14 protein-coding genes are annotated in these 18,061 nt (G+C 64.3%); 9 read left to right on the top strand and 5 right to left on the bottom strand.

The window, feature by feature from the left end:
- Positions 1-448 precede the first annotated feature (448 nt).
- Entirely contained in the window at positions 449-1,720 is a 1,272-nt protein-coding gene (locus AC4D1W_RS02630; RefSeq protein WP_490897705.1) for a S8 family peptidase, read from the top strand.
- A gap of 38 nt (positions 1,721-1,758) precedes the next feature.
- Here AC4D1W_RS02630 and AC4D1W_RS02625 read toward each other — a convergent pair whose 3' ends face one another.
- Positions 1,759-3,363: a peptide chain release factor 3 gene (locus AC4D1W_RS02625; protein WP_490890677.1), complete on the bottom strand. Its 1,605-nt coding sequence runs from the start codon at positions 3,361-3,363 to the stop codon at positions 1,759-1,761.
- 49 nt (positions 3,364-3,412) lie between these two features.
- Complete coding sequence (locus AC4D1W_RS02620) at positions 3,413-3,805, bottom strand: MerR family transcriptional regulator (RefSeq protein WP_490897704.1); 393 nt, start codon at positions 3,803-3,805, stop codon at positions 3,413-3,415.
- A gap of 185 nt (positions 3,806-3,990) precedes the next feature.
- On the opposite strand from AC4D1W_RS02620, the gene AC4D1W_RS02615 reads away from it, so the two are divergent.
- Entirely contained in the window at positions 3,991-5,502 is a 1,512-nt protein-coding gene (locus AC4D1W_RS02615; RefSeq protein WP_490897703.1) for a SulP family inorganic anion transporter, read from the top strand.
- A 19-nt stretch (positions 5,503-5,521) separates the two neighbouring features.
- Here AC4D1W_RS02615 and AC4D1W_RS02610 read toward each other — a convergent pair whose 3' ends face one another.
- The gene (locus AC4D1W_RS02610) at positions 5,522-6,457 is read right to left on the bottom strand and encodes a TatD family hydrolase (RefSeq protein ID WP_490897702.1); all 936 of its coding nucleotides are present in this window, start codon (positions 6,455-6,457) and stop codon (positions 5,522-5,524) included.
- Positions 6,458-6,656: 199 nt separating this feature from the next.
- Between AC4D1W_RS02610 and AC4D1W_RS02605 the strand changes: the two genes are divergently transcribed.
- Genes AC4D1W_RS02605 through AC4D1W_RS02595 form a run of 3 tightly spaced genes read left to right on the top strand, consistent with a single transcriptional unit; the run spans position 6,657 to position 11,552 of the window.
- A complete protein-coding gene (locus AC4D1W_RS02605) occupies positions 6,657-7,700 on the top strand; it encodes an AAA family ATPase (protein ID WP_490890673.1) in 1,044 nt (347 codons plus the stop codon).
- A gap of 4 nt (positions 7,701-7,704) precedes the next feature.
- Positions 7,705-9,174: a DUF58 domain-containing protein gene (locus AC4D1W_RS02600; protein WP_490897701.1), complete on the top strand. Its 1,470-nt coding sequence runs from the start codon at positions 7,705-7,707 to the stop codon at positions 9,172-9,174.
- A complete protein-coding gene (locus AC4D1W_RS02595; protein ID WP_490897700.1) occupies positions 9,171-11,552 on the top strand; it encodes a transglutaminase TgpA family protein in 2,382 nt (793 codons plus the stop codon). The genes AC4D1W_RS02600 and AC4D1W_RS02595 overlap by 4 nt, the downstream gene beginning before the upstream one ends.
- Before the next feature lie 63 nt (positions 11,553-11,615).
- Here the strand turns inward: AC4D1W_RS02595 and AC4D1W_RS02590 are convergent, their stop codons facing one another.
- Positions 11,616-13,097, bottom strand: a complete 1,482-nt coding sequence (locus AC4D1W_RS02590; protein ID WP_490897699.1) for an NAD-dependent succinate-semialdehyde dehydrogenase — start codon at positions 13,095-13,097, stop codon at positions 11,616-11,618.
- A gap of 317 nt (positions 13,098-13,414) precedes the next feature.
- On the opposite strand from AC4D1W_RS02590, the gene AC4D1W_RS02585 reads away from it, so the two are divergent.
- A complete protein-coding gene (locus tag AC4D1W_RS02585; RefSeq protein ID WP_490897698.1) occupies positions 13,415-14,191 on the top strand; it encodes a formate/nitrite transporter family protein in 777 nt (258 codons plus the stop codon).
- A 45-nt stretch (positions 14,192-14,236) separates the two neighbouring features.
- On the opposite strand, the gene AC4D1W_RS02580 is transcribed toward AC4D1W_RS02585, so the two are convergent.
- Positions 14,237-15,121 (bottom strand): metallophosphoesterase, encoded by an 885-nt coding sequence (locus AC4D1W_RS02580; protein WP_490897697.1) that lies wholly within the window; start codon positions 15,119-15,121, stop codon positions 14,237-14,239.
- Positions 15,122-15,221: 100 nt separating this feature from the next.
- On the opposite strand from AC4D1W_RS02580, the gene AC4D1W_RS02575 reads away from it, so the two are divergent.
- The 3 genes from AC4D1W_RS02575 (at position 15,222) to cls (ending at position 18,048) form a co-directional block, all read left to right on the top strand.
- The gene (locus AC4D1W_RS02575) at positions 15,222-16,124 is read left to right on the top strand and encodes a TerC family protein (protein ID WP_490890667.1); all 903 of its coding nucleotides are present in this window, start codon (positions 15,222-15,224) and stop codon (positions 16,122-16,124) included.
- A gap of 277 nt (positions 16,125-16,401) precedes the next feature.
- Positions 16,402-16,536, top strand: coding sequence for a hypothetical protein (locus tag AC4D1W_RS02570; protein WP_490897696.1), 135 nt, complete (start codon positions 16,402-16,404; stop codon positions 16,534-16,536).
- Between the two features lie 3 nt (positions 16,537-16,539).
- The gene (gene cls / locus AC4D1W_RS02565; protein ID WP_490897695.1) at positions 16,540-18,048 is read left to right on the top strand and encodes a cardiolipin synthase; all 1,509 of its coding nucleotides are present in this window, start codon (positions 16,540-16,542) and stop codon (positions 18,046-18,048) included.
- The last annotated feature ends 13 nt before the right edge of the window (positions 18,049-18,061 follow it).

Genomic DNA, 18,061 nt, shown 5'->3' with positions numbered 1-18,061 from the left:
CCATCCCCTGCCCGGTCAGTACTGCCCAAGCCTTAGCATCCCTCTTTGCCACAAGTTCCCCGTCCCGAATCGCATCCGGGCACGGGGACATGGCGCTCTGTAGGAGCCGGCCCGTCAATGGGCGCAGCGCTCAGTGCACAGGCAAATGAACGACGGCGGCGGGCGCTCCAAATAAACCGCTTGAGTTGAGCTGTACACGCCTGAGAAAATGCCTTAATTCAGGCGCGGCTCAACACCAGCGGTCATGCAAAAAGGAACCCGTCCGCAGTGGACAGCATCAGTCCGAAAGCCTTCCCCGACCCCGGCTAATATCAGCTCACCGTAATCTAACCGTGATAAGAGGGCAAGCTCTGTGATTCACGTCTCATTGTGACTTGAAGGTCGAAAGTACTTCGCTCGGACCTACAATTTCTGCACTATTCAGCATCGCCGCAGCAGGAGAACCGCCATGACCGTTCGTACCCGGAGCGCTGCCGCGCTGAGCATTATCAGCCTCTCGTCTCTGTCCTTACTTCCCCTGGCTGCCCCGGCGCAGGCCGTCGCAGAGACTTCCCAACGGCTGATCGTCACCTTCGACCCGGGCGTCGCCGTCAACAGCGCCGCCGTCGAAAGCGCAGGAGCAACACCGCTGAACCGGTTGGACCTCCTCAACGGGGTCGCGGTGAGCGTGCCCAGCCAGGCGGTCGCGGATCAACTCGCCCAGCTGAACGGCGTCGCGGAAGTCACGGTCGATGCCCGCGTGCGGGTGGCGGCGCCGCAGCGGTGCAGTCCGTGGCCCGCCTGCAAGGACGGCACTACCCAACCCGCGCAGAGTCTCCCGTGGGGTGTGGACCGGATCGACGCGGACAACGCGTGGTCCATCAGCCGCGGAACCGGCGTGAGGGTTGCGGTCATCGATACCGGTATCGAGAAAGCGCATCCGGATCTTGCCGGCAATGTCGTCGGCGGAGTGAACTTCGTGAAGGGTCCCGGCCCTGCCCGGAAAGCACCCGACTCGTCGGCCTGGAACGATGACAACGGGCACGGCACGCATGTCGCCGGAACAGTGGCTGCTCTGGACAACACCATTGGCGTTGTCGGCGTCGCTCCGGAGGCCGATCTGTTCGGCGTCAAGGTGCTCGACAGCAGCGGCAGCGGCTACGCGAGCGATGTGGTTCTCGGAATTGAATGGTCAATCGCCAACAACATGCAGGTGATCAACCTGAGCCTGGCCGAGGACACGCACGTGCAGTCGCTGAAGGACGCCGTTGACGCAGCGGCAGCCGCGGGAATCGTCGTCGTCACTTCTGCAGCGAATTCCGGAGATGGGGACCCAACCACCAACGATGTGCTCTGGCCGGGGAAGTACGAGAGCACGATCGCGGTCTCGGCAACCGACAGCAACGACGTCGTCGCTCACTTCAGCTCCGACGGCGCGGAAGTTGAGATCGCTGCCCCCGGCGTCGACGTGCTCTCAACCACCCGCGGCGGAGGGTACGGAACAATGAGCGGCACCTCGATGGCCACGCCGCATGTGGCGGGCGTGGTCGCGCAGATGCTGGCTGCCCCGGTCATGACCTCCGCGGACAGCGACGGGAACGGAGCCTGGAGCAGTGCCGAGGTTCGCACCTACCTCCAGACCACCGCCGATGATCTCGGCACCGCCGGTCGGGATGTCTTTTACGGCTTCGGGCTCGCGGACGCGATCGAAGCTGTCACCGGGACGTCATCGATTCCCTGACGGACTTCAGCTCGCCCTCGATTGCTTCCCCGGCGCGGTCACGCCGCTTCGATCAACTCCAGTGAGAGATCCGGATAGGCGTCAGTGAAGTGACCCAACTTCCACCGGTCGCCGAAGACTGCGATGTATTCGCCGTCGGACCGGTGCAGTACCTCTCCGCCCCGGAAAGCGCCCGGCATCGGCTGGTCGGTATGCCCGATCCGGCGAGCCAGCGTGTAGGGCAGATGCTCCAGGGAGACCGGCGCATTGAACTCGGTACGCATGCGCTGCTCGGCCACCTCGAACTGGAGTGGTCCAACCGCGGCGAGCACGGGGGCCTGATCACCGCGCAACTCCGAACGGAGGACCTGGACAACACCCTCGTGGTCAAGCTGCTCAATGCCGCGACGGAACTGCTTGTACCGTCCCGGATCCTTGGCGCGGACGGTCACGAAGTGCTCCGGGGAGAAATGAGGAATCCCGGGGAAGGACACCGGATCCTCCTGATACAGGCTGTCACCGACGCGCAGGCTCGCTGCGTTCACCAACCCGACAACGTCTCCCGGCCAGGCAAGCTCCAACGCTTCCCTCTCACGCCCGAGGACGCGGTGCGCGTACTTGGTAGCAAACGGTCTGCGCGTGCGGGCGTTGGTAATCACCATTCCCCGTTCGAAGACACCGGAGCACACCCGAAGGTAGGCGATGTGGTCGCGGTGGGCGGTGTCCTGGCCGGCCTGAACCTTGAACACGAACCCGGAGAATCCCGCCTCCAGCGGCCGGTAGGACGAATCCGCGGTCAGTCGGGGTGACGGCGCCGGCGCTGAGTCGACCAGCACGTCCAACAGCTGACTCACTCCGAAGTTCCGGGCCGCCGCAGCGAACAGGACGGGGGTCTGCTGAGCCGCCGCAAACGCTGCGGCATCAAATTCTCCGTTTGACGACACCACCAGACCAACCTCTTCGTTGGCAGCTTCCCAAGCCAACGCGGCGTGCGCATCGAGTTCGCCCTGGTCAATGTTCGTCTCGATGGCCGGCTGCGCGCCGCCGTCGACCGCTTGCAGTGCGACCGAGTGCCCGGACCGCATATCGAGCAATCCCTCAAAGTGCCCCGCGACGCCGACAGGCCAGGTCAGCGGCACCGGAACCATCTCCGTGCGCTCGCCGATCTCGTCGATGAGGCCGAGGGCATCGAGCCCGGGCCGGTCCCACTTGTTGATCACCGTCACAATGGGCAGGCCACGCTGCTTGCACACTTCCAGCAGTTTCACGGTCTGCGGCTCGAAACCCTTGGCTGCGTCAATCAGCATGACCGCGCAGTCCACTGCCGCAAGCACCCGATAGGTGTCCTCGGAGAAATCGGCGTGCCCCGGCGTGTCCACCAGATTCAGCACGGTGCCGCGATACTCGAGCTGAAGGGCGGCCGAACTGATGGAGATGCCACGCTCGCGTTCCATGCCCATCCAGTCCGACACTGTGCCGTGCCTGGTGGACTTACCGTGCGTCACTCCGGCGTCCTGAATTGCATTCGCGTACAGGGCGAGCGCTTCCGTGAGCGTGGATTTGCCGGCATCGGGGTGGGAAATCACCGCAAACGCGCGACGCTTCAGCGCCTGCTCACTAATGGTGGAAGGGTGCACCGTACTGGTGCCGATTGCGCTGGTCATGCGGTGCCTCTTTTTCTGAGGACTTCAGCAGACCCCGAAATGATGTGAATTAGTACTTCTTCAGATTGGCGATGAACTCATCCGCGCGGCTGAGGTTCACGGCCATCTTCTCGCGCTGCGCTGCCGCCGCCTCCAGGTAGGCCGACAGCCGGCCGCGCAGCTCTTCCGCGCTGTCACCATCCGCGTCCGCCAACGCATCAACTATGGAGAGCAGGTCCTTCATTTCCTCGAGAGTGAACCCGAGCGGCTTCATCCGCCGGATCACCAGCAGACGTTCGACGTCGGCCTCGCTGTAGACGCGAAACCCGCCTCCAGTCCGCGAGGTTGCGGGCAGCAGCCCCACCTCGTCGTAATGACGAATAGTGCGCAGGGACAGGCTGGTCCGTTCCGCCACCTCACCAATATGCATGGTTCTGGTGGCGGTACCGGAAGATTCACCCATTATTTGACCCCGCGCGTCCCACGATAGCTAACCTCTCGTCACGTTAAGTTAGAGTTTAACGTCGGCACACCCGCCATAGCGCACCGCCGCCCCTTGTACATTGGCGTACAGCCTACCGCCCTTACCGGAAAACCCCGGAAATACGAGGACCGCCTCGTTCACTCCCGCCTTGAAGGAACACCCGTATGCCCAAGTCCAGCACGGCCCTCACACCGCTAGAGCGCCAGTCAGTTCTGAGGACACTCAAGGATCCCCGGCTGCTGAAGGTTGAGGTCCTCGCCGGGCTGGTCGTTGCCCTGGCCCTCATCCCCGAGGCCATTGCGTTCTCGATCATCGCGGGTGTGGACCCCCGGCTGGGTCTGTTCGCGTCCTTCACCATGGCAGTCTCCATCGCTTTCCTCGGCGGAAGGCCGGCGATGATCTCCGCGGCGACCGGCGCCGTCGCCCTGGTGATCGCACCGCTGGTGGCAAGCCACGGCGTCGACTACTTCATTGCGGCGGTCATCCTCGGCGGCATCTTCCAGGTGGTGCTGGGGCTGCTGGGCGTGGCCAGACTGATGCGCTTCATTCCGCGCTCCGTCATGGTGGGCTTCGTCAACGCGCTCGCGATCCTCATCTTCATGTCCCAGCTGCCGGAACTCATCGGAGTCCCGTTGCTCGTCTACCCCATGGTTGCGGTGGGCCTGCTCATTGTCTTCGGCCTCCCGCGGTTGACCAGGGCTGTTCCGGCACCGCTGGTAGCCATCGTGATCCTGACCATCTTCGCCGTAGTGGCCTCCGCCCAGGTTCCCGACGTCGGCGACAAGGGCGAGCTCCCGGACAGCCTCCCCAGCCTGTTCTTCCCGAACGTTCCGCTGAACCTCGAAACCTTCCAGATCATCGCGCCGTTCGCGCTGGGGCTTGCCGTTGTGGGCCTCCTCGAATCGCTGATGACGGCCAAGCTCGTCGACGACATCACCGACACCCGTTCACAGAAGACCCGGGAAAGCTGGGGCCAGGGCGTCGCCAACATCATCACCGGGTTCTTCGGCGGTATGGGCGGCTGCGCCATGATCGGGCAGACCATGATCAACGTGAAGGCCTCCGGAGCCCGCACCCGCATCTCCACGTTCCTTGCCGGTATCTTCCTGCTGATCCTCGTGGTCTCCCTCGGAGACATCGTCGCGATCATCCCGATGGCCGCGCTCGTGGCCGTCATGATCTTCGTCTCGATAGCTACGTTCGACTGGCACAGCATCCAGCCCTCCACGCTCAAGCGGATGCCCAAGAGCGAAACCGCGGTCATGCTGAGCACCGTCGTCGTGGTGGTCTGGACGCACAACCTCGCAATCGGCGTGGGCGTCGGTGTCCTGGTGGCCATGATCGCGTTTGCCCGCCGGGTGGCGCACTTCGTCACCGTCGAGCGCACCGTGACGGAACTGAACGGCGAAGAGGTGGCAAGGTACGTCGTCGACGGTGAGCTCTTCTTCGCATCGTCAAACGATCTCTACACCCAGTTCGAGTACGCCACGGACCCGGACAAGGTGATCATCGACATGCACGCCTCCCACCTCTGGGATGCCTCAACCATCGCGGCGCTGGACGCGATCACCGAGAAGTACCACCATCACGGCAAGGACGTGGAAGTCATTGGACTCAATGACGCTTCCGTCCTCATGCGCGAACGGCTCGCCGGGAAGCTCGGCGCGGGTCACTAGCGCCCGGCACTGTACCTGCTCAGTCCCATTCGCCGTAGGCGCGGCGGGTGTTCGCGTTGATCGCCCGGCAGAGTTCTTCGAGGTCAGAGCCCAGATGTTCGGCTATGAAACGCACCGTGTACGGGACGGTATAGCTTGCGTTCGGCTGGCCCCGGAAGGGGTGCGGCGTGAGGAACGGCGCATCGGTCTCAGCGAGCACCAGGGCCGGATCGGCGATTTCCAGCGCCTCGCGGAGTGACGCCGCGTTCTTGAACGTGACGGTGCCGGAGAAGGACATGAACCAGCCGTTGTCATTGCAGATCCGCGCGAGCTCGGCATCCCCGGAGAAGCAGTGGAAGACCACCCGCGCGGGAGGTTCCTCCGAGCGCAGGACCTTCACGACGTCGTCGTGCGCGTCCCGGTCATGGATCTGCAGGGCGAGATCCAGCCGCCGGGCAATGTCCAGGTGCCGGCGGAACGAGTACTCCTGCCGCTCCCGCCCATCCTCGCCGGTGCGGAAGTAGTCCAGTCCCGTCTCGCCGATCGCGCGGATACGGGGGTGCTGCGCGAGGTGTTCGATCTCGGCGAGCGCGTCATCGAGGGTGCCTGCTGCGGCGAGCACGGGTGCTTCATTCGGGTGGATGGCCACGGCGCCGAGCAGACGGCGGTCACTGTCCACGGCGTCGACAGTGAAGCGGGAGGATTCCAGGTCCGTGCCGACCTGCACCGCGAAACCGACGCCGACAGCTTCCGCTGCGTCCATCGCGTCGGCGGCGCTGACGGCCACCTGCCCGTCGCGGAAATCCAGGTGGGTGTGGTTGTCCATCACCGGGTAGGGAAGCGGCTCCGGCGCGGGTGGGTAGTCAAGCTTCCGGCTGCGCCCGCCCGCCTCGGGAGCGCGCGATCGCCCGCCGGGTGAGTCTTCCGCCGTCGTCTCTTCCGGGCGGTACTGAACAGGGATCGAACTGGTGCACATAGTCCAACCCTAGACTTTCCTTATGAAAAGCTGACGTCCGCCCTGTCCACAGCCCAGACAGCGGAACTTTCCGACACGAAGCTCAGTTGTCCTAGTACTCTTGAGGTTGTTAGCAACCGTTGCCCAGCACGTGTTCCACTGACGTATTCCACACTGAAGTGGTACGGCGTTCCCGAAGCAACGTTCTCGGAAGGTATCCATGGACGCCCACAACCAGTACGCCACACCCAACGGCAGCACGGCGTCCAGCGCGGAGACGGTTCGTCCGCCGATGACCGGCGAGACCTTCCACGAAACCAGCGCGCGGATCCTGAAATCCATCAACACCGTGATTGACGGCAAGCCCGACGCCGCCCGGTTGGCTCTGACGGTTCTGCTGGCCGAGGGGCACCTGCTGCTGGAGGACGTGCCGGGCGTGGGCAAGACAATGCTGGCCAAGACGCTGGCGCGGACCATCGACTGCACCGTCAACCGAATCCAGTTCACGCCTGACCTGCTGCCCTCGGATGTGACCGGCGTATCCATCTACAACCAGGACTCCCACCGGTTCGAGTTCCGGCGCGGCCCGGTGTTCGCGAACATCGTCATCGGTGACGAGATCAACCGCGCCTCCGCCAAGACCCAGTCCGCCCTCCTCGAGTGCATGGAGGAACACCAGGTCACGGTGGACGGACTGTCCTACCGGCTCTCCGAACCGTTCATGGTCATCGCCACCCAGAACCCGATCGAGATGGAAGGCACCTACCCGCTGCCCGAAGCCCAGCGCGACCGCTTCATGGCCCGCATCTCCATGGGATACCCGGATATGAACTCGGAGATCGAGATGCTGGAGACCCACCAGTCGGTCTCGCCGTTGCGCTCGATCCAGCCGGTCGCCGGCGTCGAGGACGTTGCGGCGATGATCCGGCAGGTCCGGCAGGTGTACGTCTCCCCCGCGGTCAAGGAATACACCGTCGGCATCGGGCATGCCACCCGCCAGCATCCGCAGCTCCGGCTCGGTGCCAGCCCCCGCGGGCTGCTGCAGCTGCTGCGCGCGGCGAAGGCCGGCGCAGCGCTCGAAAGCCGTGACTTTGTCCTGCCCGACGACGTCAGCTCAGTCGCCGAAGCCGTATTGGCCCACCGGCTCATCCTGGACCGGAAGGCACTCAGCTCCGGTGAGACGCCGTCGTCGATCATTGCCGGCATCCTCGCCCGCGTTCCGGTTGCACGCGACGCCGCGAGCGCCTCCTCCCGAAACGGCTGACACCATGGCACTGGTCGAGCGTCTTCCGCGGGTGCTGACCGCCAGAGGGTGGGGGCTGGCCGCCGCCGGGGTCCTCGCGCTGCTCCTCGCCCAGTTCCTCGGGCGGCGCGACCTCCTGTACCTGGGGGTCCTGCTGGTCCTCCTGCCCCTGGTCTCCGTGCTGGTTCTCCGGCTGGTCAAGCCTCGCTTCACCGTGCACCGGACCTTCGCGCCGCAGAGCATGGAAACGGGCTTCACCACCACCGTGACGCTCTCAATTGCCTCGGACGGCCCGGTGGCCGGCTCCGTGGTGATGCGCGAACAGCTGCCGCACCGCTTCGGCGATGCTCCCGAATTCCACTTTCCCGCCCGCCACCCCACCCCCAGCGGTGTGAGCCTGTATGAGTACCGGCTGCGGTCGGCTGCGCGGGGAGTGTACGACGTCGGCCCCGTCACCGCCGGCTTCACCGACCCCTTCGGCCTGGGCATCTCCCAACACACGCTCGGCGGGACCGACCGGCTGGTGGTCACGCCCAGCCCGCTCGATCTCCCGTACTCCCCTTTGACGGGCGTCCGCGGCACGGACGGCCACGCCGTCACAAGGCGCAACGCCAACCCCAGCGACGACGACGTCATGACCCGCGAGTACCGCCACGGCGACCCCATGCGCCGGGTCCACTGGGCGGCGACCGCCCGGCACAACGAACTCATGGTCCGCCAGGAAGAATCCGTCACCACCCCCGAGGCCACCCTGATCCTCGATCAGCGGCAAGCCAGTTACGGGTTCGGCTTCCTGTCCGCGTTCGGAGGCGACCCCGACTCCGACGGGGGCATGCTCTCCTCCCCGACGTTCGAGTGGGCCGTCGTCGCTGCCGTATCGATCGCCGCGCACCTGCTGGAACGCAGCTACTCCCTCCGTTTCCTGGATGAGACCGGGGCTCCGGCACTGCGGCGTTCGGTCTCCGCACCCTGGCCCGAAGACGAGGAGTTCACCGGGCAGACAGGGCTCCACGGGATCGCGCAGGGGCTGGCGGCGCTGGAGCTGCTGCCGGAACCCGCCAAGCGCGCGGCGGGTTCCCAGAAGCGCCGGTCGGTTCCCGCGGGATCCGGATCACACGCCGTGCGACGGTCCGGCAACGGGGGCTCTTCCCCTCATCGGGTGCCCTTCGGCGACCCGATGCTGGACAAGCTGGCCGGCCTGAAGAACCGTGGACCGCTGATCGCCCTGCTCGGTGCCATCACCGAAGCCGAGGCACGGGACCTCGGGCCCGCGGCGGAGTACGGTTCGCAGTCCTTCGCCATCCTGGTCGGTGAGCGTCCGCGGGACCTGCACGGTGTCATGGACATCCTCCGGGGTTCCGGCTGGCATGTTGTCGCGGTGACCCCCAACGCGTCAGTGTCCGCAGCCTGGGCGCACTTCGACGCCCCGCCCGCCACGGTGACCTCATCCACGGCGAAAACCACGCTGAGATCCGGCACAGGAGCACAGGCATGACCGCCACCCTCTCCCGCCCCGCCCCCACCGGGCAGGCCCAACGCCTCCTACCCAACCGGCCCGAGACTGCGCCCGGGAACCACTGGCACCTGCTCGTGAGCGCCGCCTCCTTCGTGGCCGTCATGCTGACCTCGCTGAGCCTCTCCGGAGTGATCTTCGGCTGGACCTGGTTCACGCCCGTCCTGGTAACTGTGGGAACGGTGCTCTTCTTCATGGCGTTGACGCGGTCTTCACGGCTTCCCGTCTACTTTCCACCCCTTGTGGGCGTCCTGGCACTGGCGGGTTCGCTGATCTGGCAGTTCTTCCCAACGCAGAGCACGCTCGGTGTTCTCCCCGGCGACGGCTTTACCGGCCGGCTGACCATCCTGCTGGGACACGCGCAGAACACCGTGGTGTCGCAGGTGGCGCCGGTGCTGCCGACGGCCGGACTCTTCCTGGTGGTCTGCGCCGGAGTGGGACTCATCGCCATCCTCGTCGATACGCTCGCCAACACGCTGCGGATGCCGGCCACCAGCGGACTGGCGCTGCTGGCAATCCTGGTGGTTCCCGCCGTCGTACGCATCAACAGCGTGGGCGTGCCGGCTTTCATTGCCGCGGTAGCAGGCTTCCTCCTGCTGCTGGGCTGTGCGCACTGGCGGGAGGAGCGGCGGGAATCCGCGTCCACCAGCGAACTGTCCGGTGCCCACGTGTCCCGCGGGCTGACGATAGGCGCGCTGGCACTGGGCATCGCCGTCGTACTTCCGCTGGCCATTCCGGGCTTCAACTCGGGTGCTTTCCCGCAGGGAGCACGGATGAACCTGTGGGGAACGGCAACCGGCCTGAACCCGATCGTCACGCTGGGCAATGACCTGCGGAACCCGAACGGATTCGGGCGGATCGATTACGCAACCACGGCCAATGAACCGCTGTACCTGCGGTCGGTCACGCTGGAGGACTTCAGCGGGCAGCGCTGGGAGCCTGACCAGCGGCTCGGGCAGCGCGTGGCCGGCGTGGATGACATGGCCTCCGAGGGCCAGCCCCTCGGAGAACCGACACTCACACGAATCAGCACGGACAGCTTCACCAGCCCATGGCTCCTCGCACCCTACGCTCCGGTCAGAATCAGCGGGCTGAATGGGCAGTGGGCCTATGACCCGGGGAACCTCAGCATCCTCGCGATCGACGGCGGATCCACCGCGCAGCAGGAATACCTGGTGGAGAGCACCGAACCGGTCCTGACCAAGGAACGGCTGCAGCGCATTCCACCGGCCAACCCGGAATCGGTGCCCGAGCAGTACCTCGCCCTTCCCGACTCGCTGCCGAACATCATCCGCAATACCACGGCTTCGGTTATCGATGGAATCTCCAACCCGTACAGCCAGGCGATCGCCATCCAGAGCTTCCTGCGCGGACCGTCCTTCGTGTACTCGGTGGACGCGCCCGTGGACGGCGGGTATGACGGCAACAGCCTCGACGTGATGGCCCGGTTCCTCGAGTCCAAGTCCGGGTACTGCGTCCACTACGCAGGGACCATGGCGGTGATGGCCCGGCTGGCCGGAATCCCCAGCCGGGTAGCCGTGGGCTACTCCCCCGGGACGCCCACCGGCGAGGAGGTCATTGGGCAGGGCGGCACGGAATTCACCGAGTACACCATCAATTCCAAGGACGCACACGCCTGGCCCGAACTGTACTTCGAGGGCGTCGGCTGGGTTCAGTTCGAGCCGACACCGTCACGGGGTGTGGTTCCCGATTATGCGCTCACCACCCTCAACCCGGTGGGCCCGTCAGTCAATTCGGACAACCTGAACCCGGGCGTCGAAACAGGCAACCCATCCATCGCAACACCGTTCCCCGACTCTGAAGAGGAAGAGACAGCCAAGGCCGGACGTGAGAGCGCCGAGCGAAGCTCCACCCTCGGCGTAATCCTCGCTGTGCTGCTCGGAGTGCTCGTGCTGCTGCCGATGGCGCTGCGGATGCTGCGTACCGACCGCCGTCGTCGTTCAATCACCGCCAACACCGAAGGAGTGGGGGCCGCGACGGTGGCGTGGGCGGAAACTGTCGAGCTCGCCTCGGACTACGGCATCCCTCCCCTGCCGACCGACACTCCCCGGAGCTTCGAGCAGCGGCTGCGGCAGCGCGGCCAGTTCGACGACGGCGCCGCGGCCGCGCTCGAGCGGCTACGGCGTTCCTACGAGGAAGAGGAATATGCGGAGTTCGCCGGTGCGGAGACCCGGACGACGAACAGCTGGGCCGACGTGCGGACGGTTACTGACGCGCTCCACCAGTCCGCCGGCGTCTCCGCACGGCTCCGTGCCAGGTTCTGGCCCCGCTCGCTGTGGCAGCCCTTCGGAGCGCAGCGCAGCGAAGAGGCCGTCGCAGCCGCCTCCACCGCACGTTGATTTGGCAGGACACGCCCCTTATGTCCCATCGAAAGGGGCGGGTCCTGCCCATTCACGGCAGGGTTAGCTGGCGGTCGGGTCCGCGATGCCCACGTACTGCGTGTAGAGGTACTCCTCGATACCCTCGTACCCGCCCTCGCGTCCCAGGCCCGACTGCTTCACGCCGCCGAACGGTGCCGCCGCGTTGGAGATGACGCCGGCGTTGAGGCCGAGCATGCCGGTGTCCAGCCGCTCGCCCATCCGCAGCCCGCGGTTGAGGTCACGGGTGAAGACGTACGCCACGAGTCCGTACTCGGTGTTGTTGGCCAGCCGGACGGCGTCGTCCTCGTTCGAGAAGGTGATGATCGGCGCTACCGGGCCGAAGATCTCCTCCTGCAGGATGCGGGACTTCTGCGGAACATCCATGAGCACCGTCGCCGGGTAGAAGTAGCCGGGGCCGTCCAGCGGGGATCCACCGGCAAGGACCTGCGCGCCGTCGTTGACCGCGTCCTGCACCAGCGAGTGCACGTTGTCGCGGCTCTTGCCGTCGATCAGCGGGCCCAGCTTCGAGGTGTCCTCGGTGCCGCGGCCCGGAGTGACGTCCTTCATGCGGGCGGCGAGCTTGTCGGCGAACTCCGCGGCGACGGACTCGTGCACAATGAACCGGTTGGCGGCGGTGCAGGCCTCGCCCATGTTGCGGAGCTTCGCGGCCATGGCGCCTGCGACAGCCGCGTCAAGGTCGGCGTCCTGGAAGACCACAAACGGTGCGTTCCCGCCGAGCTCCATGGAGGTGCGCAGGACGTTCTCGGAGGCGTCAGCCAGTAGGCGGCGGCCAACCGGCGTCGAGCCCGTGAAGGAGAGCTTGCGGAGGCGGCTGTCCTTGATGAGGGGTCCGGTGACGCCACCGGCGTCGGTGGTGGAGACGATGTTGAGCACGCCTGCCGGAAGGCCGGCCTCTTCGAGGACCTTGGCGAACAGTAGGGATGTCAACGGGGTCAGGTTCGCGGGCTTGAGCACCATGGTGCAGCCGGCGGCGACCGCGGGGGCGATCTTGCGCGTAGCCATTGCCAGCGGGAAGTTCCACGGGGTGATGAGCAGGCAGGGGCCGACGGGCTTTTTGTTGACGAGGATGCGCGACTTGCCATCCGGGGCTGTGGAGTAGCGGCCGGAGGTCCGCACGGCTTCCTCGGAGAACCAGCGGAGGAACTCGGCACCGTAGGTCACCTCACCACGGGCTTCGGCGAGGGGCTTGCCCATTTCCATGGTCATGAGGAGCGCGAAGTCGTCGGCGCGTTCGGTGACGAGCTCAAAGGCGCGGCGGAGGATTTCGCCGCGCTCCCGGGGTGCGGTGAGTGCCCACTCGTCCTGTGCGGCAGCGGCGGCGTCGAGTGCGGCCTTGCCGTCCTCGGGGCTGGCGTCGGCGATGCTCAGCAGCGTCTTGCCGGTTGCGGGGTCCTCGACGTCGAAGGTTTTGCCGTTCGAAGCGTCGCGCCATTCGCCGCCGATCAGCAGGCCGGTGGGGACCGAGGACAGAAGTTCTTGTTCGCGCTGTGCGGTAATAGTCATCCGGGAGCCTTTACGATCATCGAGGTGGAGGCCTGAGTCAGTACTGTGTCAGAGCTCTCACGCTAGCCCTGCGTTTCAAGCCCTGTCCATACAAATCTGCACCACGTAGAGCGCCAAGCACTGTCGGAGTGCACAGTCGGCGCTCAATGATGCCTGGGTAACGTTTTTGCTCGCATCGAGGTCTAGATGGTCGGCCGAGCCCTTGGCTGGGGCCTGAGTCTGTGGGTAGCGTTGCAGGATGCAGGCCGGGCGCGGATCGAAGGGTGCACACGGTGTTTGTCCCGGTGAGGGTGATGGTGGGAGTGGGGTGATTGCTGATGACGGAACCGGCGCCTGAGGAAATCTACAACCGCGCGAAGAGTGAGGGTGAGCGCCGGTTGGCCATGCCGCCGCTCGAACAGGTGTCGACCGGTTTCATTGCAGGTGTGACCATCGTGTTCGGGATCATCGCTCTTGCTATGGCAGAACACCTCGTTGAACCGGCGGCGGGAGCAGGGCCAGCCAAGCTCGCGGGGGCGCTGGCCTTCGGGATGGGGCTGATATTTCTCGTCATCGGCCGGTCAGAGTTGTTCTCCGAGAACTTTTTCGACCCGGTCGCGGTGGCGATAGACCGGCGCCAGAGATCGACCTGGTTCCGGCTTGTCCGACTGTGGGCGATCATCCTGGTTCTCAACCTCCTGGGCGGGGCGGTTATGGCTGGTGTCTTCATTGTGGAAGGTGCTCTACCTGCGGGCGCCCACGAAGTACTGATCAAGGTAGCCGAAGAAATCACGGCGAAGAGCGGACTAGCCACCTTCATGCGTGCCATCGCCGCGGGGACCCTCCTGACGTTGCTCTCGTATCTGCTTCACGCTGTCGGTTCCGCCGGCAGCCGTATGGTCCTGGCTTACCTTGTCGGGGTATTCCTGGCACTGGGACCCTTCGACCATGTCGTCGTCTCCGCACTCCATCTGCTTGCCGGCCTATGGCTCGGCGGCGACATCACCTACGCAGAGGTGGGGATGAACGTTCTCCTCGCTACCGGCGGGAACCTCGTGGGTGGGCTCTTACTGATGACCCTCACCCATACCGCCCAAGCCAAGGAAGCCAACTAGCCCAACCGGGACCGGCTGGGAACTCTCGGACGCATGTTTGTCTTCTTACCTGGTCGGTGCGGCCTCTGCAGTGAGTTCGAAGAACGCCAGTTGTGGTGGGGCGCTGATCCGTACAGGAATGTCACTGAAGCCGATACCGCAGTTTACGTACAGTTGATTTCCGGAAGCGCCGAAATCGGTCGGGGCAAACCCATCAGCGACAACAGGCTGCTCTGATGTGAGAGACAGCCACGACCATTCAGGCGTTCCAGGAACGGCGATCTGCCCGCAGTGCGTGTGCCCGGCCACCGCCAGAGGCGCACTGTTGGCAGGCATGGCCCTGAAGGTATCCGGGTTATGCATCAGTACCAGTCGCGCCTCGTCCGGGTCCAGCCCGTCCAATGCTTTTTCAGTGTCTGCCAGCTCCTCGTAGGCGGGACCGAGCCCGACAATATGCAGGGGTGCACCTGCCGTTGATGGGATCTCGGCGGTTTCGTTGAGCAGCACCGTTACCCCGATGGATTCCAGGGCGGCGGTTAGTTCTTCTTCTGCTCCGACGATGTAGTCGTGATTTCCCAGTACTGCGAAGACCGGGATTCCCGCTTCGGTGAGCGGCGAAATCAGGGTGACAACGGTGTCTATCTTCTTCTGGTTGCCGGGGTCGTGGCTGTAGACGAAATCGCCGCCGATCAGAACCGCGGCGGGATCCGCCTCCACCGTCCGTTCCACGATCCGCTCGATCATGCCGGTGTTCGCGAACCACATACCCACTTGCATATCGGAGAATACGGCTACCTCGGCCTCATCCCACTCCGGGTCGAGATTCGGGATCGCGATCTCGTAGCGACGCTCGTCGAGGATCAATCGCGGCTCGATCAGCACCCCGTAAACCAGCAGTGCGCCTACCAGTACACCGAAGACTGCCCCGACGATCTTGAACACACGTTTCATCTGCTTGAACTCTCTCTCGGCTGCTAGTCCCCTGCGCTGCCGACAGTAACAGGCCCGCGTGCCCCACGAAACGTGCCATGCACATTGCTAGGCTGGCCGGATGGAATTGGCATTCGAGCTGACACCCGACCTGGCCATCGCGTTCGTGACACTGTTCATCCTGGAAATAGTCCTTGGTGTGGACAACGTCATTTTCATCTCCATCCTGGCGAGCAAGCTCCCGGTGGAGCAACAGGCGAAAGCCCGAAACCTCGGACTGACGCTCGGAATGCTGATGCGCATCGTGTTGCTGTTCGCGGCTTCCTGGATTATTTCCCTCACCGAGGATCTCTTCGAGCTTTTCGGCATGGGATTCTCCGGCAGGGATTTGATCCTGCTCTTCGGCGGCTTGTTCCTCGTCTACAAGGCGGTTCGCGAGATCCACGAGAAGCTTGAAGGCACGGAGTCCCATGGTGTCGGTGGCGTGAAGGCTGCCACGTTTGGTGCCGTGCTGGGGCAGATCATCATCCTGGATATGGTCTTCTCGTTCGACTCGGTGATTACCGCCGTCGGAATGGTCGACAACCTTCTGGTCATCATCGTCGCCGTCCTGTCCTCCTTCACGATCATGCTCTTCTCAGCGAAGTACATCTTCGCCTTCGTCAACAGGCATCCCACCGTCAAGATGCTGGCGCTGGCGTTCCTGGTGCTCATCGGTGTGTTCCTGATCGCCGACGGCTTCGGGGTCAAGATCGACAAGGCCCTCATCTACGGGCCGATGGCCTTCGCGATCGCTGTGGAAGCCCTGAACCTCGCGGCCAAGAGGCGGCAGGAAAAGCGCCAGGGTGCCCCCATTGAGCCGGTGCACCTGCGCCACGCCTACACCAAGGCCGATGACCACGACGCCGTAGCCGCAGCGACTGCCAGCGGCCCGGAATCCGGTGACGTTCACCTCTCGCGGAAGCCGGTCAGCGGGCGAATCACCGACGACGACGGCCACCAGGAACCCGCCGGACTCGGCTAAGCGGACTGGGCTAAGCGGTCCGGTCCTAGGGAAAAGAGCACATCCCACAGGTAGTGCGACGGCCGGTACTGTTCGCAAAATGGCTCGGTCATCAGGGCACGAACCAGACGTTGAATAACAGCCCGATAACGCCTCCCGGGAGAAGGTAACGCCCGGGTTACTGCCTTTGAACCTTTTTCCTGAGCGTGCTTACGGTGTCCTCCAGGCGCTGATAACTCCCGACCACTACCGGGGGGCACGGATTGTGCCGTCCGGCCCTCAACCTGAAGCAGGAGCGATGGGCACTAAGAACAAGCACACCTGGACGAAGAAGAAGATAGCCGCGCTCTCGGCGCCCGCCACCACCGCGCCGGGTGCAGCCGGTTCTGGCAAGAAGACGACCGCAACAGCCACAGCTTCGTCGGTCAACTGAGTCTTGGACTTCCTCTCATGGTGGGGTTCACCCGCAGGCCGGACACTCACGTGGCTTGTCGTCGTCGATTTCCTGATTCGGATCACGGCCTTGGGTATCGTTCCTCGCAACCGACGTCCCTCTGCTGCCCTGGCTTGGCTCGTTCTCATATTTTTCCTGCCGATTATCGGGGTGATAGTCTTCCTGCTTTTCGGCAAATCCAGCCTCCGAGGCCACCGCGCCGGCTTGGAGCAAAGCCTGATCACCCAGCTTCAGCGCCAGACGCAGCCCAACCCAGGCGATGGAACTGAGCGTTCACTTCCATCCCCCATTCCACCGTCGATACAAGCGGCTGTCACCCTCAATCAGCGCAACGGAGCGACTCCGTTGTTGACCGGGAACGACTTGACGCTTCACCCGGACTACGGTGAAAGTATCGAGGCGATGACGCATGCGGTAGAGCACGCCTCCGCCTTTGTTCACGCACAGTTCTACATTCTCGCTGCCGATCCGTCGACGGACAGCTTCTTCGATGCCCTGGAGAAGGCGCATGCTCGCGGCGTGCGGGTGCGCGTGCTGGTTGACCATGTAGGCAGCGTCGGGTTTCCCGGGTATGAGGCAGCTATCTCGCGATTGAATGCTGCCGGCATCAATTGGCGAAGGATGCTTCCGGCCGCTCCGCCTCGTTTCCACTATCAACGACCGGATCTGCGCAATCACCGGAAAATCCTCGTCGTGGACAACCGGGTGGGGTTCACCGGATCGCAGAATATGATCGACGCCAGCTACAACAAGAAGCGGAACCAGAAGAAGGGGTTCACCTGGATTGATCTGATGGTCCAGGTGGAAGGCCCACTGGTCGGGAGCCTCAATACGGTGTTCCTCGCTGACTGGTCCGCCGAAACCAATCCGTCCGCATCACTACCGCCTGAAGCGATCCCTGCAGCGGGAATGGACAGCCGAGCAACAGCCCCGGCGAACAGTAGTTACTGCCAACTGGTGCCCAGTGGACCGGGGCTGGGGAACGCGAACAACCTTCGCCTCTTCAACCAACTCATCTACGGGGCCCAGGAGCGGGTTCTGATGTGCAGTCCCTACCTGGTTCCCGATGAGTCGTTACTCATCGCCCTCACGTCGGCTGCCCAGCGCGGGGTCCGAGTCGATCTCTGCGTCGGCGCGACCTCGGACCATCTGTTGACGCATCACGCGCAGCGCTCCTACTACGAAGAGATCCTCCGCGCCGGTATTGTCCTCCACCTCTACCGGGAGCCATACGTCCTTCACTCCAAATATGTACTCGTTGATGAGGAGACCGCAGTCATCGCTTCCTCGAACATGGACATACGGTCCTTCGAGCTGAACCAGGAAATCAACCTTCTGGTTCACGACCGGCGAATAGTCCAGGACCTCGACGGGATCGCGGCACAATACCGTGCCGAAAGCCACCAACTGGATCTTCGCTCCTGGCAGGAACGGCCAGCACCTCAGAAGTTTCTGGACAACGCATGCCGCCTGACAGCGAACCTGCAGTAAAGATAGGCAGGGC

The organism is Arthrobacter sp. TJ-170, assembly GCF_058269305.1.
The sequence above is the reverse complement of the archived record's forward strand: the minus strand, read 5'-3'. Positions and strand labels throughout refer to the sequence as shown.